The sequence below is a fragment of the Psychrobacter sp. NPDC078631 genome, from assembly GCF_050268165.1.
Taxonomy (GTDB): Bacteria; Pseudomonadota; Gammaproteobacteria; order Pseudomonadales; family Moraxellaceae; genus Psychrobacter.
This window is the reverse complement of the sequence record NZ_JBNNGG010000001.1, coordinates 1,475,050-1,495,062: the sequence shown is the minus strand read 5'-3', so window position 1 is coordinate 1,495,062 and position 20,013 is coordinate 1,475,050. Positions and strand designations below refer to the sequence as shown.

Here is a 20,013-nt window from a genome sequence, read left to right as displayed (position 1 = left end):
CTAACGATGCTAAATGCAAACTTTTACCGTGTAACTGCATTGGTTACAAGCGTGTATGGCAGCCGTAGTAAAGATTGCAAATCATGACTAGGCGCGTAATAAAAAAACTGGCACACTGTTGCCATTGCTGATGGTTACCAGTTTTAACTTGGTAAAATCAGTATTTATAGAAAACAAAAATTTCAATAGAACATTTTATTTTTAGCGACAACTTTAAAGCGATTATGCTTTTTTAGAGAGGATTTATGATGAACTTATCTACGAAAAAATCAACCAAACAAAAGATGATGAGCGGCGCTTTAGCAGGTGTATTAATGACATCGCTAGGTATTGCAGCACCAATGATGGCCTTAACTCAAACGGCTACCGCAGCTCCTGCTGACAACCTAACAGCAGCTAAACGTTTGAACAAATTGCTGACCAACACCAAGAGTATGACGGCTAATTTTAGTCAAACGACTAAAGGCGCGAGTAGTGGTACGTTTAAAGGCTCTATGAGTGTCCAACGTCCAAATAACTTCCGCTGGGAAACCAAGTCACCATCAGAGCAGCTGATCGTGGCTAACGGTAACTCTATGTGGGTTTATGACAAGGATTTAGAGCAAGCGACTAAGCAAAACGTCGACAGCCAAGTAGGTAATACACCAGCCTTGCTACTATCGGGTGATCCAAGCAAAATTGATCAAAACTTTAAAATCACTCAGCCATATGACAACAAAAACTACTATGTACTCTATCCTAAATCAGACAGTGCAAGTTTCAAAAGTCTTTCAATAAGCTTTAGTGGTGGCAAACCTGTCATGATGGTATTGAATGACACCTTGGGTCAAACAACCTCTATTAAATTTAGCGGTATTAAGATGAACCCAAGTATTGGTAGCAGTCAGTTTAAATTTACACCACCAAAAGGTGTTGATGTGATTAATCAGTAATTAGCAGACGTATTGCTAAGATTTGCATATCAGTTCAAAATTAGCAACGTAATAAAAAGGACAGATCTTATGCGGTCTGTCCTTTTTTATGTGAGTAACTATAGTTTGTTCAGCAGAAAATTTAAGACATGGATCGTATGGTTTCCATATCTGGCATAGGTGGTAGTTCATCCAGATGGCTTAATCCAAACGCATCTAAAAACTGCGCAGTAGTATGTAGCAATGCAGGACGACCTAGAGTATCTTTAAAGCCTCTCTCAACGATCCATCCTTTATCAAATAACTGGCGCAGTATATTGCTCGATAATGTCACTCCGCGCACATGCTCGATATCACTGCGTGTCACAGGTTGCTTGTATGCAATGACACTTAGGGTTTCAAGTAAGGCTTGGCTAAGGCGTTCCTGACGCTGCGGAAAAGTACGCTGGATTAGACTGCTGTAGTCATCAGATATCTGTAAGCGATAACCGCTGGCGGTCTCATGTAGCCTAAGCACACCTGTATCTAAGCGTTGTTGCAGCACTTGCAAGGTTTGCTTTAATTCTTTAGTAGATAATGACAAATGTTTTTTTAATGCGTGAGCGGTCAGCGGTGCCTCTGACGCATGCAACAGCACCTCGATACGTTTACTCAACTCTTCCAAAGAATCATGCTGCGCTTTAGCTGATGGAGATGTAGTCATAGTTGTTGGTTCTAGGGGTTTACCATGCTGCTTTGGGTCTTCAATATCTACCATCTAAAGTATGCTCTTATTTCAATATTGTGATTTTAATAGAGAATGGGCTAGGAGACAGTCTTAGAGCCTACTAGGCTAACCACTGTAACGTAAGTGCGGTAGGCTCACTATCCGTATCAGGTAGTTCGTCATTGGAAACAGATTTGACGATATCGCTATCTGTCTCAATGTTGACCACACCAACCAACTGCCGCTTTATAAGCTCAAGTACGGCGACGAAACTTACAACCACGCCTATTTTACCTTGTGCCTTGTCTAGTAGCTCATAAAAGGAGCGCGCCCCGTCCGTACTTAATTGCCTGCTGATACTGGCAATACGATCGGCAAGTGGTACTGCATCAACTTTGATCGTATGCATTTGATAGTCAGGCTGTAGCTGCATTTTAAATAAACTATCAATCAGCAAGTTAGGTGAGTAGCTTGGCAGTTCCGCATTCATAACGTCTTGACCAGGCATACTAACCATTGCCAAAAAAACATCGCGCTCTAAGCGTACTAGATTGTCTAGGCGCTGACTGACCACTTTGATTTGCGCGTACTCTTCGAGGCGTTCGATCAACTCTGCTTTCGGGTCACGCTCGTCGGTTGGGGTGTCAGGGGCGGGCAATAGCAGTTCGGTTTTGATAGCGATGAGCGTTGATGCCATTAGCAGATAATCACCCGCTAATTCAAAGTGCTCGGTATCCAATTCACCGATATAAGCTAAGTACTGCTCAGTGATAGGCAGAATAGGCATTTGGGTCAAATCGACGTTGTTTTTTTTGACCAAATACAACAGAAAATCCAATGGACCAGCAAATTGCTCTAACCAAATAGCAAAGGCTTGCGGCGGTACATATAGATCTTCTGGCAAATGCTGCACAGGCGTCTGATAGATACGTATCGACATATCATGGTTGATTGACTCATCAAGCTCGCTCTGATTTTCTATAGGCTCAGAGATTGAATCAGCCATAGCAGATAAGGCGACTTTAGACAAAGCCGCCTGTTTGGTGTTTGATTTAGTTTGCACGTTTAGCACCCGCTTTGATAATAAATTGCGTCAGTGAAACGATTATTCCAGCAACGATTATTTAAGCTTAGCAAGCGGGCGGATACCGATAGCACGGCGAGCTTTGTCTAGTTGCTTACGACTATGGCGACGGGCTTTATTTGCACCCATCTGCAAGATTTCTTCTAGCTCTTTTGGATTGGCCATCAGCTCTTCATAACGTGCACGGAATGGCGCGATTTCGTCATTAATCTTATCAAATAGGGCTTGCTTAGCGTCACCCCAGCCAATACCAGCGGCATAACGCGCACGCATATCAGCAATCTCTTCAGGAGTGGCAAATGCTTTATAAATCTCAAAGATAGCTGAGTCATCAGGATCTTTTGGCTCATCAGGTAGCTGTGAGTTAGTCACAATTTTCATGATGGCTTTATGCATCTGTTTTTCAGGACTGACTTGTGGATTTGGCTCACCGAATAGGGGAATCGTATTGCTATAGCTCTTACTCATCTTGCGGCCATCAAGCCCAGTAAGCAGCGGTATATCGTTATCAACGACTGCTGACGGTAGCGTGAAAAGCGACTTATAACGATGATTAAAAGTACCTGCGATATCACGCGCCATCTCGATATGCTGCACTTGGTCACGCCCAACAGGTACATGGGTCGCATTAAACATCAAGATATCAGCCGCCATTAGCACTGGATAACCAAACAGCCCCATGGTGACACCTTGATCAGGATCGACATCGGCTTTTTCTGTATTGATATCAACGGCTGCTTTGTAGGCATGGGCGCGGTTCATCAAACCTTTGGCACATGAGCAGTTCAAAATCCAAGCAAGCTCTGGAATTTCAGGCACGTCTGACTGACGGTAGAACGTGACACGCTCAGGGTCTAGACCACAAGCAATCCACGTGGCGGCAATGGCTCTAGTCGATTCGTGAATAATAGCAGGGTCATAGCAGCCGATGATGCCATGGTAGTCTGCTAAAAAGAAAAACGCTTCATAATCACTATTTTGAATAGACTCAATCGCTGGACGAATCGCGCCAACATAGTTACCTAAGTGCGGAATACCAGTCGGTTTAATACCAGTCAGGATGCGCTTGGCTTCAGTTGAAGTATCAGAAGCTTGATTGTCAGGAGTACTGTTATTGCTCATGGAAAATCCGTTATTTTGTTTATCAAATTATTATCAGTGCATAGCTAAAATGCAAAATATTAGCCGCAAAGTATAGCAAACTTCACCAGTATTTTTGGGAATAAAGACTTACTTATAGATATCGGTACGACCGTTTGGCCCATGTTTGAAGCGGCGATGGAACCACATCCACTGGGTAGGATCAATACGAATGAGTCCTTCTAAGACTTCATTGACCCGAGTGGCATCAGCGACTTCATCTTTACTTGGATAGTTGTCTAATTCCGGCGTAATCGTTAAATGATAGTGTGGGCGTTTACCACGCGGCAAATTGTCAGGCGTCTGCCGATAAGTATGCAGTGCCATGACAGCTGGCGGCTGTGCTTTGCTACCCAGTTTTGCCATTCGACGCGATGCAGTAATCGTCGCAGCAGGCACACCGAAGAATGGTGCCATGACACCTTGCTTTAGACCATAGTCTTGGTCAGGAGAGTACCAGATGACGTGTCCTGCTTTGATAGAGGTAACTAGGCTACGCATATCACGACTAGAGATTTGCTTACCAAAAATATTGGTACGACCATTATAAATAAACCAGTCTAATAAAGGATTGTTTTGCGTACGGTACATACAATCTACAGGGAAAAACTGCGCACACAATAGGCCACCCAAATCTAGCATCGTATAATGTGCACCGAGCAAGATAACTGGCCGCTGCTCATTTTGCGCATTAACAATATGCTGTAACCCTGAGATGGATACAGTTCTAGTAAATACATCTGGCCTGAACCAAGCACATAACGTTTCAAACACACCAATGCCTTGATTGACAAAGACTTGCTTGGCCATTAATTCACGTTCAGCTTCGGGCTTTTCTGGAAATGCAAGCTTTAGATTAATCAGAGTGTCACGCCTACGTGAGCCAACAGCTTTATAAATCAATATACCAAGCTTACGACCTAGCCAAAACTGCCAACGTAACGGCAGATATATCATCGGTAGCATTATCAAAAATAATAACCAAATGCCCCAATTCTTTGGTGATAAAAACTGCCACTGAAATGGCTTATTATCTGCTTGTGCTGTACGCTTATGATTTTGGGTAATTGTCGGTGTGCCAGCCGGTATCGCAGGCGACTTAGCCGACTGTTTCATGCTAGGCGGCACGCTGCTATTGGCAGATGGCTTGCTAGGGTCGAATTGTTCTGGCGCTTTCATAATATCCTTCTGCGGCACGGTTTGAGGCATCATGGCAAATAATAAAAAGTTACTGATATGATGGGGTAGCATTTAATGCTTTACAAGTTAGAATTTCTACAGACGCTCTACTATGTAGTGTCGAAACAAGGCACTCATGTTAGTTATTGCCGTAAAACAAAGCTGGTTTGATGAAGACAATCAGATAAACAACACGCTATCAGTAGGCATAAAAAAACCTTATAAGCTGTGACCAGCTTATAAGGTTTTGCAAAACCAGACTCTTATTTAACTTTGCTACTGAAGCTCTGAGAAAAAGACAACAGCAGCAAAAAGATAAGAGAGAGTTTTGATTAACGTTTTGAGAACTGTGGACGTTTACGTGCTTTACGTAGACCCAGTTTCTTACGTTCAACTTGACGTGAATCACGAGTAACAAAACCAGCTGCTTTTAGGGCAGGCTTCAAAGTTTCGTCAGCTTCGATTAATGCACGTGTGATGCCGTGGCGGATTGCGCCAGCTTGACCACTAATACCACCGCCTGCAACAGTTACATATAAATCATATGCGTTAACAGAGTCTAGTAGTTCTAATGGCTGACGTACAACCATGCGTGAAGTTTCACGGCTGAAGTATTCGTCAAGTGGCTTACCGTTAACAACGATACTACCAGTACCTTTTGATAAAAATACACGAGCAGTAGACGTCTTGCGGCGACCAGTTCCGTAATTGCGTTCCATAAGTATATCCTTAGATGTCTAGTTCTTTAGGTTGCTGTGCAGTATGTGGATGATCAGTACCCGCATAAAGTTTCAGCTTCTTGATCATCGCATAGCCAAGAGGGCCCTTTGGAAGCATACCCTTAACTGCTTTGTGTAGAACATCTTCAGGCTTATGTGCAAGCAACTTATTGAAGTTGGTTTCTTTAATACCACCTGGGTAGCCACTGTGACGATAGTACTTTTTGTCTTGTGCTTTTTTACCCGTTACCGTGATTTTGTCAGCATTGATGACAACAATAAAGTCACCAGTATCAACGTGCGGAGTAAAAGAAGGCTTGTGCTTGCCACGTAAGCGAGTTGCGATTTGAGTGGCTAAGCGACCAAGGGTTTTGCCGTCAGCATCTACGACATACCAGTCATGGGTCACTTCAGCTGGTTTTGCACTAAGTGTTTTCATGATAAAACCTTAAAATTAGAATTCGTTGAGAGTTTAGCTGGGAACGGGGCTCTCAAAAAACAGACTGCACATTATAAGCAGTAGCGCCTACGCTTGCAAGCTGCATTGGGGTTTATTTTCGCCTTATATACATTAAACTGCAGCGTCGGCCAGTTTTTAGCGGTTCTAAACATTTGTAAAATACGTTAACGGCTTTCATTAACCCGACAATTATGACGATGATAGACGATAAAGTCCAGCAACAACTTGTCCGACTTTGGTTTGTTTCAAGCATTCAAAAGCGATTGGTTGCTGAGTAACGCTTGATTGGAGGTCTAAATTCTCATTTAGCGACGCTTCCAATTGCTTAAGCTGTGCTGACAAATCTTTATCAGCTTCTAAATAAATCAGTGTTTCAGTATTTATTAAGGCATTGGTAATAAGCGCAGTCAAAATAGGCTGCCATAAATCCTGAGCATAAGGTGGATCGATAAATACAATGTCAAAAGGACGTGCAGTCAGCTGCTCTTGACGCAATACTTGTTCAGCAGTGCCAGTGATGATTTGATAAGCAGCAGCTTCAAGACGTAATTGCTCAGCACTTTGACGTATCATGTTACTTTGTGCTGGATTGATTTCGATAAATGTCGTGTGAGCTGCACCGCGAGATAGCGCTTCAAACCCTAGTACGCCACTGCCAGCACAGCTATCGAGCACATGGGCATCATGAATGTCAGCGAGTAGCCAGTTAAATAAAGTCTCCCGCAAGCGATCTGGGGTCGGGCGCAGGCCATCTGCATCGATGAAACTTACAATACGGCGCTTAAACTGACCACCGATAATGCGTACATCACCCGCTGCCGCACTTTTCGCCTTACGGTTATTCTTTGGTGCGCGTCCATTTGAGGCTTTTTTCATTATTGTGTCTCGCTTACCAATTCTTTGCTAGGTTTTGCTTTTTATACTATTAATCACTTAAAGGTCTAGTTACTCAGACGTCGCTGCTGCCGCTTCAGCTTTCGCGGCTTCTTTTTCTTCTAACGCTTTTGCTTCTTTATCACGAATGGCATCACGCATCGCTTTTTCAAAAGCCTTTTGGCGTTTAATGACTTTTAGCTCATCAGCAGAAGGTGGCAGCACTGGATCTGTCTTGCGTTGTAATACCCAGTAATCAAATAGAGCACGGCCAATAGGCGCTGCAACAGTACTACCACCGCCACCATTTTCGACCAGTACCGCAAGGGCAATCTGCGGGTCTTCTACTGGGGCAAAGCCATTAAACCAAGCGTGATCCCAGTGGCGTTTATCAATCGCTGACTTGTCGTAGCGTTTGCCTTGCGCGATAGACTTCACCTGTGCAGTACCTGTTTTACCAGCGATACGATAGCGCGGGGTATAGATACCGCGTCCTGTACCGTTTTCTACCACGCTTTCCATCGCGTCATGCATACGCAACCAGTCGGACGGCTTACCGTTATAGTCGATTTTGCCATCTGGCTTAGTGATGATTTTGACGTCCGCAGCACCGTCACTGCTCTTTAATAAATGCGGGGTAATATGCTGACCTTTACTGGCAGTCATGGCTGTAGCGTTGGCAATCTGTAGCGGTGTGGCCAAGAAATACCCTTGCCCAATACTGACCGAGATCGTTTCGCCGGGTAGCCAGTCTTTATCGTAAGTATCTTTTTTCCATTTTGGTGATGGCATGATGCCTGATTTTTCGTTAGGCAAATCAATACCAGTATCTTTACCAAAACCAAAGCGCACCATCCAGTCGTGCAGACGTTGAATGCCCATCTCATAAGCCAGTTTATAATAGTAAGTATCAACCGACATTTGGATAGATTTCTTTAAATCAACCGTACCATGACCTCCGCGTTTCCAGTCGCGGAATCGATGGCTGTCTCCAGGTAAGCTAAAATAACCAGGGTCATAAATGGTGCTGTTCCAATCGCGTAGACCATAATGAATACCGCCCAAACCTTCAAATGGCTTGATAGTAGAGCCAGGTGGGTAGGTACCTTGTAGTGCACGGTTATACAGCGGCTGATCTAAATCTTCACGCAGATCATCATAGTCTTTGAAAGAAATACCCGATATAAAAGGGTTAGGGTCGTAGCTTGGATTACTAACAAACGCCAAGACGTCACCGTTTTTGGGATCTATCGCAACGATTGCACCGCGGCGTCCATCGAGCTGCTGTTGGGCGATGGTTTGCAGACCATAATCCAAGCTCAACGTAATATCGTTGCCCGCTATTGGCGGCTTGGTATCCAGTTGACGCAAAATATTGCCATGTGCGTCTGTTTCTACCGATTGATAACCCGGTTGCCCAAGCAAAATATCTTCATAGTAGTCTTCGATACCAATCTTACCAATTAGGTCAGTACCAGCGTAACGGTCTTTATCAATGCGCTTTGACTCTTTGTCATTGATACGTCCGACATAGCCGATGACATGGGCAAACAGCTCATCATAAGGATAAGAGCGCGTAAGCTTGCTTTGGATAGATACCCCGCGGAAGAATGGCTTACGTTCACTAAACTGAGCCAACTGTGCTTCTGTTAAATCAATCTTAATCGTCACAGGGTCGTTTTTATTTTTACTTAGACGCGCCAAGATATCAGTAATATCTGTATCGGTTAAATCAAAAATCGGCGCGAGTAGATGCAACGTGCGCTCAGGATTTTCGACCTCATCAGGGCTGAGCATCGCTGTAAAGACTGGCTGGTTGTCTGCCAGTATTACCCCGTTACGATCATAGATATACCCACGACTAGGTGGCGCAGATATCAGTTTGATACGGTTGTTATCGGCTTGCGTGGTGTACTGATCATGAGCGTAGACTTGCAAATACCCATAGCGTGTTATCAAACCGCCCAAACCAATCAATATTATAATCCCAAAGATGATAATACGGTTGGTAAAGGTACTGTTGACCTGTTCGGTATTGGGAGTTATCGGTTTATTCATAGAAGATCAGAGCCCAAACGGTCAGTGAGTCAATAAAAGAAAAATAAGAGGGCAGGTTGGTTAACCAAAGTGCGGTGAGTCTAAAAGATAATGCAAATGGTTTCAATCACATAGATGGGTATGGGGTGAAATCATCATGCAGTCATTTATACGCAGGTAGTCTTTGTTATTTCACTACAAATTATAACAGAACAAATGAGCAGGCGCAGTACTCAGTCATATATTTTGTCTTGATTATCTACTGACCAAGAACTGGCTTATATTTAGGTTTTTGTTGGGGAGCAGACGATATGAACCATGTCATCTTTAGTCACAACTTGCCACTGGTCTATATGTGCTAATAAATGGCAAGTATGCTAAAATCAGGCGATTTATTTTATAGTAGTTATTATGGGCGGAGCGTCTTTTGAAACGTTCTAATTTTGCTAAAGCCTCGTTATCAGTAGCGACAGTATTAGCAACGACAATCAACCTGTCAGGGACTAGATAAGTCATGGACGTAAATTCATTATGGCAGACGATAGCTGAACACCCAGAGTTCTTTGCCATGCTGACCATCCCACCAGTGACGGCATTCGTCACTTGGGTACATGTGTGGATGGCGCTCAAGATGCTGTTCTATCCAGTCAAGTTTTGGGGTATTCGTATTCCTAACTTTCCATTTTTTGGGCTGCCAGGTATTGGTTGGCAAGGTATCGTGCCGCGCAAAGCGGGCAAGATATCAGGAGTTATCGTTGACCAGACGCTCTCAAAACTCGGTTCACTTGATGAGTTTTTTAAGGCGATGGAGCCTGAGCAAATGGCGATATTTGTCACTGATACGGTGGACAAAAATCTTGAGCCATTGATTGATGAGATTATGTTGGATCACTCGCCAGCATTGTGGGGCAATCTGCCTTACGCCCTAAAGCGCCGTGTCTATGCGCAAGCCCATAAAGAGCTGCCTAGTATTATGCAGTCGCTGGTGACAGATTTGACTTATCATGTCGAAGACTTGGTCGATATGCGCAAAATGATTGTCAATACCATGGAAAACGATCGTCGCCTGATGGTCAATATGTTTTTAAAGGTCGGCCAAAAAGAGATCGATTTTATCTGGCACATCAGTGCTTTGATTGGTCTAGTATTTGGTATTATCCAGATGTTTATATTTTTGGTGGTGCCGCAGCATTGGACCGTACCTTTCTTTGCTGCGATTTGGGGTTTTCTCACCAATTGGATTGCCATTTGGATGGTATTTAATCCAGTAGAGCCACACTTTATCCCTTATTTGAAGCTGTTTTCGGTGCAGAGTCGCTTTCCATTTATCAAACCGGTTATACCGCATATCGCAAAGTATCGCTTACAAGGCGGCTTTATGAAGCGCCAAGAGGAAGTTTCTGAGGTTTTTGCTGAGATTGTGGTAAAAGATTTGGTCACTCTAGAGAACATCATGAATGAAATGATGTACGGTGACCGCTCAGCACAAACCCGTGATTTGATGAAATCGCATCTATATACGGTGCTTGAGTCACCAGTGATTAGCACGACATTACGTGTGGGATTGGGACGCCGCGATTATGGACAACTCAAAAATACCATTATTGACAAGTCTATTGTCGCAACGATGGTACCACTACGAGATCCTGAGCTAAATGAAAGCCGAGCCAGTAAGATATTTGGTCTGTTTCGCGATAGAATACGTGCGCTCACGCCAAATGAGTTCCAAAATCTGTTGCGTCCCGCTTTCCGTGAGGATGAGATGACGTTGATTGTTTTGGGCGGTTTGACTGGTTTTCTAGCAGGTTGGTTGCATTTAGTGTTAGTATTTTTCCCCTCGATGCAGTAATGCATTAATAAGTATTTTTAATTAGTCATGAACGGCTGTATTGAATAAGCTTTGAATAACTAAAAAATGTAAAGTTAACAACAGATAAGCAGTTTGTATCAATCATTCATATTGATACGTCACAATGATAGTAGCGGGTTTTATGTGCTTCTACAGCAATTGAAACCTCAGTTTTTAACCGTAAACTATGACCGCATAAAGGACTATTAGCGTTTGCCAGTGGCTAGCAATGCCATCGGTGAACCCTTAATTGTATCCAAGGTAAACAAGGTTAGACCGTATGTTAATCACAGAATTGGGTTATTTTGCCTTGCTGGCCGCTTTTATACTGGCGATTTTGCAGGTGGTACTACCAACCATTGGCGTCATGCGTGACCACGTCGCTTGGCAGCGCTTGGCGCCAAGTCTAGCATGGGCACAATTTGCGGCAATGATTACCTCATTTGCTGCGCTGATGGCAGGCTTTTATTACAACGATTTTAGTCTCGTCTATGTCACTCAGCATTCTAATACATTGCTGCCTTGGTACTACAAGCTGTCGGCGACATGGGGCGGGCATGAAGGCTCGCTGCTGCTTTGGATGACCATCATGGCCACTTGGTGTGCGCTGGTCTCTTACTTCAGTCGTGGGTTGCCGTTGTCTATGCGTGCACGAGTGCTGGTGATATTGGCAGGCGTGCAGATGATGATGCTAGCGATGCTTATCTTTACCTCATCACCATTTGATCGCACACTACCCAATCTACCTGTTGATGGCGCGGATCTAAACCCTGTATTGCAAGATTTTGGTTTGATTATTCACCCGCCGATGCTCTATATGGGTTATGTGGGTATGGTTGTGCCATTTGCGTTTTGTATGGCAGCACTGTGGGAAGGGCGTTTGGATGCGGTATGGACACGCTGGTCGCGTCCATGGGCATTGGCGGCTTGGGGTTTCTTAACAGTCGGTATCGCGCTTGGCTCGTGGTGGGCTTATTATGAGCTTGGCTGGGGCGGTTGGTGGTTCTGGGATCCAGTAGAGAACGCCTCATTAATGCCATGGTTGGCAGGGACGGCGCTCCTGCATTCACTTGCTGTCACCGAAAAACGCGGTGTGTTTAAAGCATGGACAATCATGCTCGCAATCTTTGCTTTTGCGCTCAGTTTGCTTGGTACGTTCTTAGTACGTTCAGGTGTCATCACCTCAGTGCATTCATTTGCCGCTGATCCAACGCGCGGTCTAGTGATTCTAGTCATCCTAGGTATTATCGTCGGCGGTGGTCTGTTGATGTTTGCTGTACGTGGTTGGCGTTTAACGGTCGAGAGTCAGTATCGACTTATCTCACGTGAATCATTTTTGGTGATTAACAACGTTATCATTCTAATCTCAACCTTAGTGGTACTACTTGGTACGCTATATCCTATTATTGCTGATGCCTTTAATTTAGGTCAGGTATCTGTTGGCCCTCCATACTTCAACGCCCTGTTTGTGCCATTGACATGGCTGCTACTGGTAGCGATGGGTATGGGCTCTAATATCCGCTGGAAACAAGACAGCCGCCCGTTATTGGGTGCTGGCATGGTTATCGCGGTAAGCAGTTTGGTATTAGCTGCCATTATCACCTATTTTGTCAGTCCATCAGCGATGCTAAATATTGGTGTCACATTGGCTGTGAGCTTTTGGGTGTTGTTATGGATGGTTGTCGATTTCAAAGACAAAACTAAAAATGCACCAAGTCTTTTAAACGGTTTACGTCAATTGCGTCTAAGCTACTGGGGTCAGCAAACCGCTCATATTGGCGTCATTATTGCCGTTATCGGCGTGGCATTTACTACCACGCTCAGTATTGAGCGCGATGTGGCATTAGGGCCTAATGACAGTGTTAACGTGCAAGGCTATGACTTTACGGTAAAAGGCTTTAGTGAGGTAAAAGGCAGTAACTTTGACGCCACCCAAGCAGAAGTAACAGTCAGTAAAGACGGTCAAGAAGTGACCACGTTATATCCTGAAAAACGTAACTACATTATCAGTATGATGCCGATGACAGAGGCTGCGATTGATGCCAATCTAATGCGTGATGTCTACGTAGCACTTGGTGAGCCAATTGCTGAAGATAGCAATGAATGGGCTTTCCGTATCTATGTCAAACCGCTGATCCGCTGGATATGGTTGGGTGCGCTTATCATGGCGTTTGGCGCATTGCTCAGTATGCTAGACAATCGTTACCGTATCAAAAAAACCAAAACACCTGCACAAATCGCGGCCAAAAAATCAGGCTTTGCGACGGTTGCAGATTTGGATACGTCAGCTACAAAGATAGGGGAGCGTTAATATGACTACCTCAAACAATGAACCTGATAGAAAAGCTCAGCAAGAGGCTGTCAAAGACACTAAGGTTGCGAGTAGTAATAAAGTAAAAACTAAGAAAAAACTTAAAATTGGGTTTTTGATTCCGCTGGTTATCTTTATTGGTTTGGTTGCTATGCTCTATATGCGTTTGGGCAAACCAACTGATATCGTGACCAATACGGCGCTTGAGCGTCCAGTACCTGCCTTTGAATTGCCATTGTTATCAGATACCAGTCGTATCATGACCAATGACAACCTGCCAGATAAGCCATTCCTCATGAATATCTGGGGCTCTTGGTGTCCAACTTGTATCATTGAGCATCCTTTTTTGATGAAGCTAGAAGAGCGCGGCGTTAACTTGGTGGGCGTAAACTACAAAGATGATATTGGTGATGCGTTAGGGTATCTGAATCGCGGTGGCGATCCGTTCTCTATGTCTATTCAAGACTTGTCAGGACAGTTCGCTCTTGACTTAGGTCTGACTGGTGCGCCTGAGACTTTCATTGTCGATGGTGATGGGATTATTCGTCAGCATATCATCGGTGAGATCAATGAGAGCAATTGGCAAAGTCGTATTACGCCTTGCTTGATGGTACTCAATGACGCTAGTAACAATGGTGTCAGTCCAGATCCGAGCCAAGTTGCGGAGGCATGCAAATGATAGCCTACCAGATAAGAAATGCGACCATAAAGTTAGCAAGCTTGTTTATCGCTTGTCTATTGAGCATAGCAAGCTTTGCTGCCATTGATGTCTATGACTTTGATTCTGTGCAACAAGAAGCTCAGTACCGTGGTCTTATCGAAGAGCTGCGCTGCCCGAAATGTCAAAACCAAAACTTGGCAGGGTCTGATGCGCCAATTGCTCAAGACTTAAAGCAAAAAACCTATGATTTGATAAAAGATGGGCGTAGTGATGGCGAGATTCGAGCTTATATGCAAGAGCGCTATGGCGACTTTATTAGTTATAAGCCGCCAGTACGTCCTTCAACATGGATTTTATGGTTTTTCCCACCGCTATTATTGATCGTTTTATTGGTCGGTTGGTTTTGGCAAAGTAAACGCCGTCAGCTTGTCGCCAGTGGCGAGAGTGGTGTGGCAGTAGACAACCATGTCAAAGCGTTGTCTGCCGCTGAAAAAGCAGAACTTGATCGCTTATTGTCACGAGCTAACAGTGATGACAAAGACGACACTACAAGCCTTGGGGGCAAAAAATGACCATATTTTCTACTGTTGGCTTATTTATTGCGCTAAGTTTACTTGTCGCTCTACTATTGGGCATTATCACCATTAAGCCGTGGTTAAGAGCACCGCGTTCGCATAGTAAGCCTGTGGACAATCAATTGCTGGATATCAACGTTGCTGTGTTTCGTGAGCGACTAGCAGAGCTGAAAACAGACAAAGACAGTGGTATCATTGATGACCATCACTATCAAAACCAGAAGCTTGAGCTTGAGCGTCAGCTTTTGGATGCTCAGCGTGAAGTGTCACCGATGGTCACGCCAGGTATCAAAAGCCGATTGATTATTATGGTTTGGGTACCTGTATTAACGGCCATGGCATATCTGATGGTCGGTGATCGCACACCTGTCTTTGAGCTGTGGGCTGCCGAGGACAAAGTCGGTCAAGTGGCGGACGATCTATTAACAGGTAGAATCGATCAGCCACCAGCTTGGGCAATTGAAGATGGTAACCAGCTGATTAGTGCTATGCAGACTAACGTCTATCGTCATGCCAGTGACTATAATCGCTGGATGCGTCTATCAGAGCTATTCTTGTCATTAGAGGCGACTGATTCGGCATTAGAGGCTTTGTCGCGCGCTTATCGTCTATCACCTGATAACGAAGAGATTGCGACCACTTATGCGCAGATCAGTTTCTTTGCTAACAAAGGTCAGTTAGATGCCAATAGCCGCCGTGTGTTAGAAAACATACTGGCCACAAACCCAGAGCATGAGGGCGCACAGATGCTTATGGCTATGGGTGAAGCACGTGCTAGTAACTTCGATCAAGCGCAAGGCTGGATTAAACGTCTGCGTGACAGTATCGCTGCCAAACCGGGTGATCATACGCAAGCGCTATCAAGTCTAGATGAGCTTAGTGCTAATGTGGTGATGCAGCAGCAGCAAGCCTCTGAAGGCGTCGAAGTGACCGTCAAAATTAATGCTAGTCTGTTACCATTGGTAAAAGCTGACGATACGCTATTCGTGGCGATACGTGATGTGAAAGGTGGTCCACCATTTGCCGCGAAGCGTCTACCAATTAGCAATATCAAACAGGGCGAAGCAGTTATTAGCCTAAGTGATCTTGATGCTATGATGCCAGAACGTACCCTAGGATCGGCTCGTTCTGATAAAGTGCAGCTAGCGGTCATCGCTCGTATCAGTCATAGTGGCAATGCTACCGCAGAGTCAGGCGACCTTTCGGGCAATCCAGTGGTTATCAGCGCAGAACAAAATCAGGTCAACGTGGAAATCAATCAACAAGTGCCATAGTCATAGTAGTAATATAAATACCGGACGCTAATGGTATTTATCATACAAACGCTGTTGCTCAGCATAGCCTCGAGCAGCAGTGCTATGATTGTTCTAATTTGAAAGGGATATGAAGTGAACCCAGATGTATAAATGGGCGTTTCAAACGCAGTCAATTCTGCTACTTTTTATCTTGAATTGACCATGTATGAACAGATAAGTCATGCCAACTTATCACATCAATAATGAAAATACTTGAGCTTTGCAGGGCCACAAGGTAAGGTAGCTTTGCAAACAACTAATCCCAGAGTTTTATTAATCCCAAAATCCTATCTATTAAGGAGAGTCGTGTAATGATGCGTATTATTTTACTAGGACCACCAGGCGCCGGTAAAGGTACCCAAGCCCAGTTTATTTCTAAAGAATATGATATTCCACAGATCTCAACTGGCGACATGCTACGTGCAGCAATTAAAGAAGGTAGCGAGCTTGGCAAAAAAGCCAAAGATATCATGAATGCTGGTGGTTTGGTTTCTGATGACCTCATTATCAACCTAGTGAAAGAGCGTATCGCTAAGCCTGATTGTGTTAATGGTTGTATCCTAGATGGTTTCCCGCGCACTATTCCTCAAGCGCAAGCACTTGCAGACGCTGATGTTGCTATTGACCATGTTATCGAAATCAGTGTACCTGATGACGAAATCGTGAGCCGTTTGTCTGGCCGTCGTCAGCATCCAGGTTCAGGTCGTGTTTATCATGTCGATCACAATCCACCAAAGGTTGAAGGCATCGATGACGTCACTGGTGAAGCGCTTATCCAGCGCGAAGATGACCAAGAAGCGACTATCCGTGACCGTCTATCTACTTATCATGAGCAAACGTCAGCATTGGTTGGTTTTTACCAAGACAAAGCTAAAGAAGGCGATGATGCGCCTAACTATGACAAGTTTGATGGTACGCAAGGTATTGATGACGTTAAGCAGCAAATTTTGTCTTCACTAAAAGGCTAATGTTCGATGTTAGCTAAGTAATTTAGCCAGTCGATATAGTCGTTGAAGACCCTGTTTAATAGCAGGGTTTTTTTATGGCTGATGATTTTATACTTTATAAAACACACCCACAAAAAAACCGCTTACTCATTATAAGTAAACGGCCTTTTATAAAATATACGACTGGTAGAGCTCATATATTTTAATTAATGCTTATGCGTTACCTTGAGCATCAACTTGTGCTTGCTGCTGGCTTTGTGCATACGCTTGATCAAAGTTCACAGGTGCTAGTAGCAATTGTGGGAAGCTGCCACGCGTCACAATGTCACTGATGACTTCGCGAGCATATGGGAACAACACGTTAGGGCAGTATGCGCCCAAGATTTGACCGATTTGATCTTCTGGAATATCTTTTAGTAAGAAGATACCTGCTTGATGCACTTCAGCGATAAATGCTGCTTCTTCCGCATTTTTGGCAGTAACGCTTACAGTTAGGATGATTTGATAATGATCGTCATCTAGTTTTTCAGCGTTGCTAGACAAATTGATATCAAGCTCTGGGTTCCACTCTTTGGTGAATACGCTAGCGCCTGGGACTTCAAGTGACATGTCTTTTACGTAGATGCGTTCTAGTGCCAATTGTGGTTGTGCTTGTTCTTCAGCCATGGTAAATCCTCTAAAATTAAATCAAATGATTGGGCAAATCGTCATTTTAATAAAAGTTCATTGTAATATAAATCGAGACTATTTTTTGGTATTGTCTCGATATTTTTTATCATTACTTCTTACTGCTCTATTAAGACGTGCCACTGTCTATCTTTACATAAATAAAGACAGACAGTAAAGAAAGGTAGCAGATTAACCTGCCAATAGCTCGTCAAGTTTGCCTTGCTGGTTCATTTGGTTAAGTTCATCAAAACCACCAACAAAGGTTTCACCAACGAAGATTTGCGGCACAGTGCGGTAGTTATTGGTTTTTTTCATCAGTGCTTGGCGCTCTTCGCTGCTCATATCGTGCATGCCGATTTCTTCATAATCAACGCCTTTGGTTTTTAGTAGTTGTTTGGCGTTTGAGCAGTATGGGCAGATAGGGGTAGTGTAAACTTTCACAGATACAGTCATGATAAATCCTTATTTATAAATTTATGGGATAACAAACGTATTATAAAGAGCATGATAAATTATCATAGTCTAAGCGTTGGTATAGTCTGTTATCAATGAGTAAAGTAAAAATGCATTCGGTGATGCTCATTACTAAAGTGGGGATGGGCATAACAAATTCAAGCCATTTTGGCTCAAAACGTATTTTAGTGCTATAAAACCTGATAAATAGGTCATAAAAAATAAACCACAAAAAAAGACACCTGATAAAAAGGTGTCTTCTTTATAGCGTTGGTAGCGCTGATAACGTTAGTTAAGTCACACAAACATGGGCTAAGCGATGTGTATAAACGCTTCACTTAAGCGCCTATACAGGTCTATTACTTGCTTAGACTTGGTTTTGTTTTACCTTTAGCCTTTGCTTTGGCGTCTTTTACACCAACCAACGGCATGCCAGCGCCTTGCCAGCCGCCAATACCACCCTCTAAGCGATAGACACTATCTTTACCAATCATCTGAATCGCAGCGCCTGCTTGGACGCCCATGTCGCAGATGATAATCACTGGCTGCTCAATCGCGCGAATCTCTTCTAAGCGGTCTTTGAGGTCAGTGAACGGTATGTTGCGGCTGCCTTGAATATAACCTGATTCAAACTTCTTCTTGGCGCGAATATCGATCAGCTGCGCATTTTGAGAGTTGACCATCATGCCAAGCGTGTTAGGCGATATTTTTCTACCGCTACGTTTGTTTTCAATCGTAAAAAACAGTATAGCAAGTACGGCTAATATACCAAATAAAAACGGGTGGTTGCCCACAAATTCCAGCGCACGATCCAAACCATACCTCCAAAAAAATAAGTGTTCTATTAAGCTGAGAAGACAGCCCAATGATATTGAACAAGGCGCTATTATACCGATAAGGCCATCTATAGTAAACGGGCGATGACACAGGCAATAATTGGGCGATTATTGTACTTATCTATGGAGCTTCTCAGCCTAATAAAAATATCTATTTACATGACCGCTTTTAATTCAGACGGACACTAACAAGCCAAATATTAATAAGGCTTCGTATCTGCCTCTTCTCGTAGCGTGACGAGGTTTTCAACGCGGCGCTGCAATACCTCACCATCAGCTACCGCTTGCCATAGTGCACAGCCTTTGCTGTTGTGAGTATGGCGACAGTCACGGAATTGGCAGTCACCGGCCAATGGTGCTAGCTCAACGAAGCCTGAAATAATATCGTCAGGAGTAAGGTGCCAAATACCATACTCACGAATCCCCGGTGTATCAACGATACCGCCTTGAGTGAGGTCTTCTGGGTTAAATGGCAGCAGTCGACTAGTTGTCGTGGTGTGCTGACCGAGCTTAGAGTTTTGCGAGATGATATTGACGCTCTGGCCAGAGTCAGGCAGAAGGGCATTGATTAGACTGCTTTTGCCGACACCAGATTGACCCGCAAAGATGACCAGCTTTTTATCTATATAGCGTTTTAGTTCATCAAGGCCTTCTTGCTCATCGCTCTCAGCGATATTTTCAGGGCAGTCCACCGAAGTCAGAACGCTTTCATAACCAAGCGCGGCATATTGTGCCAACAATTCATTGGTGTCCACGCCATTTTCTTCTGCCAATAAGTCGGCTTTGTTGAGTACCAATAGTGGTTTGACACCTGCATGATGGCATACCACGAGATAGCGATCAATCAACGTTGGCGCGGCGGCAGGTAATGGCGCAAAAACAATCGCCAAAATATCGACATTGGCGGCAACAGGTTTGAGCTTATGATAGCGGTCAGGACGAGAAACTAGCGATGTACGCGGTTTGACCGCTTCGATACGACCAAAGCCAGTATTAGAGTCGGCATTCCAGCGTACTTGATCACCAGCAGCTAGCATCGGTAAATTGGTACGAACATGACAGCGCCAAATATCATTTAACTCAAGCGTTTGCCAAAACGGCTCAGGATCATCAGGTGCAATCTCTGGCTGCTCAGGTATGACAGCTGGCAGGCTAGTGACTTGTACTTCTAGTTGCTTACCGTAATGCGCCATGACCACGCCATCCATCAAACTGTCATCAATACTATCTTGATTAGACAGTTGCTGCTTGTCGATGCGACGAATCTGTTGTTTAGTCAGTTTGCGTTGCCGGATTAATGCCATGGGT

At 44.1% G+C, this 20,013-nt stretch carries 19 protein-coding genes; 7 read left to right on the top strand and 12 right to left on the bottom strand.

What is annotated here, in order from left to right:
• Positions 1 to 245: 245 nt before the first annotated feature.
• Positions 246 to 932, top strand: coding sequence for an outer membrane lipoprotein chaperone LolA (gene lolA, locus ACQKCP_RS06005; protein WP_057761010.1), 687 nt, complete (start codon positions 246 to 248; stop codon positions 930 to 932).
• 121 nt (positions 933 to 1,053) lie between these two features.
• On the opposite strand, the gene scpB is transcribed toward lolA, so the two are convergent.
• The 8 genes from scpB to mrdA all read right to left on the bottom strand — a co-directional run bounded on the left by scpB (position 1,054) and on the right by mrdA (position 9,130).
• Positions 1,054 to 1,614 (bottom strand): SMC-Scp complex subunit ScpB, encoded by a 561-nt coding sequence (gene scpB, locus ACQKCP_RS06000; RefSeq protein WP_427611634.1) that lies wholly within the window; start codon positions 1,612 to 1,614, stop codon positions 1,054 to 1,056.
• A 124-nt stretch (positions 1,615 to 1,738) separates the two neighbouring features.
• Positions 1,739 to 2,557: a segregation and condensation protein A gene (locus ACQKCP_RS05995; protein WP_427611679.1), complete on the bottom strand. Its 819-nt coding sequence runs from the start codon at positions 2,555 to 2,557 to the stop codon at positions 1,739 to 1,741.
• A 180-nt stretch (positions 2,558 to 2,737) separates the two neighbouring features.
• Entirely contained in the window at positions 2,738 to 3,823 is a 1,086-nt protein-coding gene (locus ACQKCP_RS05990; RefSeq protein WP_427611633.1) for a tryptophan--tRNA ligase, read from the bottom strand.
• A gap of 108 nt (positions 3,824 to 3,931) precedes the next feature.
• Positions 3,932 to 5,020, bottom strand: a complete 1,089-nt coding sequence (locus ACQKCP_RS05985; RefSeq protein ID WP_427611678.1) for a lipid A biosynthesis acyltransferase — start codon at positions 5,018 to 5,020, stop codon at positions 3,932 to 3,934.
• Positions 5,021 to 5,352: 332 nt separating this feature from the next.
• A complete protein-coding gene (gene rpsI, locus ACQKCP_RS05980; RefSeq protein WP_101206364.1) occupies positions 5,353 to 5,739 on the bottom strand; it encodes a 30S ribosomal protein S9 in 387 nt (128 codons plus the stop codon).
• A gap of 10 nt (positions 5,740 to 5,749) precedes the next feature.
• Entirely contained in the window at positions 5,750 to 6,178 is a 429-nt protein-coding gene (gene rplM, locus ACQKCP_RS05975) for a 50S ribosomal protein L13 (RefSeq protein WP_057761004.1), read from the bottom strand.
• 210 nt (positions 6,179 to 6,388) lie between these two features.
• Positions 6,389 to 7,075 (bottom strand): 16S rRNA (guanine(966)-N(2))-methyltransferase RsmD, encoded by a 687-nt coding sequence (gene rsmD, locus ACQKCP_RS05970; protein WP_427611632.1) that lies wholly within the window; start codon positions 7,073 to 7,075, stop codon positions 6,389 to 6,391.
• A 69-nt stretch (positions 7,076 to 7,144) separates the two neighbouring features.
• Entirely contained in the window at positions 7,145 to 9,130 is a 1,986-nt protein-coding gene (gene mrdA / locus ACQKCP_RS05965; protein ID WP_427611631.1) for a penicillin-binding protein 2, read from the bottom strand.
• Positions 9,131 to 9,623: 493 nt separating this feature from the next.
• Here mrdA and ACQKCP_RS05960 point away from each other — a divergent pair, with 493 nt between their 5' ends.
• The 6 genes from ACQKCP_RS05960 to adk all read left to right on the top strand — a co-directional run bounded on the left by ACQKCP_RS05960 (position 9,624) and on the right by adk (position 16,768).
• The gene (locus ACQKCP_RS05960; RefSeq protein WP_102093742.1) at positions 9,624 to 10,958 is read left to right on the top strand and encodes a hypothetical protein; all 1,335 of its coding nucleotides are present in this window, start codon (positions 9,624 to 9,626) and stop codon (positions 10,956 to 10,958) included.
• A 280-nt stretch (positions 10,959 to 11,238) separates the two neighbouring features.
• Positions 11,239 to 13,269: a heme lyase CcmF/NrfE family subunit gene (locus ACQKCP_RS05955; protein WP_427611630.1), complete on the top strand. Its 2,031-nt coding sequence runs from the start codon at positions 11,239 to 11,241 to the stop codon at positions 13,267 to 13,269.
• Between the two features lies 1 nt (position 13,270).
• Positions 13,271 to 13,948, top strand: coding sequence for a DsbE family thiol:disulfide interchange protein (locus tag ACQKCP_RS05950; RefSeq protein WP_427611629.1), 678 nt, complete (start codon positions 13,271 to 13,273; stop codon positions 13,946 to 13,948).
• Positions 13,945 to 14,502 carry a cytochrome c-type biogenesis protein gene (locus ACQKCP_RS05945; RefSeq protein WP_427611677.1) on the top strand — a complete coding sequence of 186 codons (558 nt, stop codon included), beginning with the start codon at positions 13,945 to 13,947 and terminating at the stop codon, positions 14,500 to 14,502. Before ACQKCP_RS05950 ends, ACQKCP_RS05945 begins: the two co-directional genes overlap by 4 nt.
• Positions 14,499 to 15,779, top strand: coding sequence for a c-type cytochrome biogenesis protein CcmI (gene ccmI, locus ACQKCP_RS05940; protein WP_427611628.1), 1,281 nt, complete (start codon positions 14,499 to 14,501; stop codon positions 15,777 to 15,779). Before ACQKCP_RS05945 ends, ccmI begins: the two co-directional genes overlap by 4 nt.
• A gap of 332 nt (positions 15,780 to 16,111) precedes the next feature.
• On the top strand, positions 16,112 to 16,768 hold the full coding sequence (gene adk / locus ACQKCP_RS05935) for an adenylate kinase (protein WP_427611627.1): 657 nt from the start codon (positions 16,112 to 16,114) through the stop codon (positions 16,766 to 16,768).
• Between the two features lie 192 nt (positions 16,769 to 16,960).
• On the opposite strand, the gene secB is transcribed toward adk, so the two are convergent.
• The 4 genes from secB to rsgA form a co-directional block, all read right to left on the bottom strand.
• Positions 16,961 to 17,413, bottom strand: coding sequence for a protein-export chaperone SecB (gene secB / locus ACQKCP_RS05930; RefSeq protein ID WP_057760989.1), 453 nt, complete (start codon positions 17,411 to 17,413; stop codon positions 16,961 to 16,963).
• Positions 17,414 to 17,605: 192 nt separating this feature from the next.
• On the bottom strand, positions 17,606 to 17,869 hold the full coding sequence (grxC, locus tag ACQKCP_RS05925) for a glutaredoxin 3 (protein WP_021813631.1): 264 nt from the start codon (positions 17,867 to 17,869) through the stop codon (positions 17,606 to 17,608).
• 359 nt (positions 17,870 to 18,228) lie between these two features.
• A complete protein-coding gene (locus ACQKCP_RS05920) occupies positions 18,229 to 18,684 on the bottom strand; it encodes a rhodanese-like domain-containing protein (protein ID WP_057760987.1) in 456 nt (151 codons plus the stop codon).
• Positions 18,685 to 18,905: 221 nt separating this feature from the next.
• The gene (rsgA, locus tag ACQKCP_RS05915; RefSeq protein ID WP_261869670.1) at positions 18,906 to 20,009 is read right to left on the bottom strand and encodes a ribosome small subunit-dependent GTPase A; all 1,104 of its coding nucleotides are present in this window, start codon (positions 20,007 to 20,009) and stop codon (positions 18,906 to 18,908) included.
• Positions 20,010 to 20,013 lie beyond the last annotated feature (4 nt).

Coding starts and splice junctions, on each gene's coding strand:
- lolA (WP_057761010.1), top strand. CDS start 246: ATGATGAACTTATCTACGAAAAAATCAACCAAACAAAAGATGATGAGC.
- scpB (WP_427611634.1), bottom strand. CDS start 1,614: ATGACTACATCTCCATCAGCTAAAGCGCAGCATGATTCTTTGGAAGAG.
- ACQKCP_RS05995 (WP_427611679.1), bottom strand. CDS start 2,557: ATGTCGATACGTATCTATCAGACGCCTGTGCAGCATTTGCCAGAAGAT.
- ACQKCP_RS05990 (WP_427611633.1), bottom strand. CDS start 3,823: ATGAGCAATAACAGTACTCCTGACAATCAAGCTTCTGATACTTCAACT.
- ACQKCP_RS05985 (WP_427611678.1), bottom strand. CDS start 5,020: ATGAAAGCGCCAGAACAATTCGACCCTAGCAAGCCATCTGCCAATAGC.
- rpsI (WP_101206364.1), bottom strand. CDS start 5,739: ATGGAACGCAATTACGGAACTGGTCGCCGCAAGACGTCTACTGCTCGT.
- rplM (WP_057761004.1), bottom strand. CDS start 6,178: ATGAAAACACTTAGTGCAAAACCAGCTGAAGTGACCCATGACTGGTAT.
- rsmD (WP_427611632.1), bottom strand. CDS start 7,075: ATGAAAAAAGCCTCAAATGGACGCGCACCAAAGAATAACCGTAAGGCG.
- mrdA (WP_427611631.1), bottom strand. CDS start 9,130: ATGAATAAACCGATAACTCCCAATACCGAACAGGTCAACAGTACCTTT.
- ACQKCP_RS05960 (WP_102093742.1), top strand. CDS start 9,624: ATGGACGTAAATTCATTATGGCAGACGATAGCTGAACACCCAGAGTTC.
- ACQKCP_RS05955 (WP_427611630.1), top strand. CDS start 11,239: ATGTTAATCACAGAATTGGGTTATTTTGCCTTGCTGGCCGCTTTTATA.
- ACQKCP_RS05950 (WP_427611629.1), top strand. CDS start 13,271: ATGACTACCTCAAACAATGAACCTGATAGAAAAGCTCAGCAAGAGGCT.
- ACQKCP_RS05945 (WP_427611677.1), top strand. CDS start 13,945: ATGATAGCCTACCAGATAAGAAATGCGACCATAAAGTTAGCAAGCTTG.
- ccmI (WP_427611628.1), top strand. CDS start 14,499: ATGACCATATTTTCTACTGTTGGCTTATTTATTGCGCTAAGTTTACTT.
- adk (WP_427611627.1), top strand. CDS start 16,112: ATGATGCGTATTATTTTACTAGGACCACCAGGCGCCGGTAAAGGTACC.
- secB (WP_057760989.1), bottom strand. CDS start 17,413: ATGGCTGAAGAACAAGCACAACCACAATTGGCACTAGAACGCATCTAC.
- grxC (WP_021813631.1), bottom strand. CDS start 17,869: ATGACTGTATCTGTGAAAGTTTACACTACCCCTATCTGCCCATACTGC.
- rsgA (WP_261869670.1), bottom strand. CDS start 20,009: ATGGCATTAATCCGGCAACGCAAACTGACTAAACAACAGATTCGTCGC.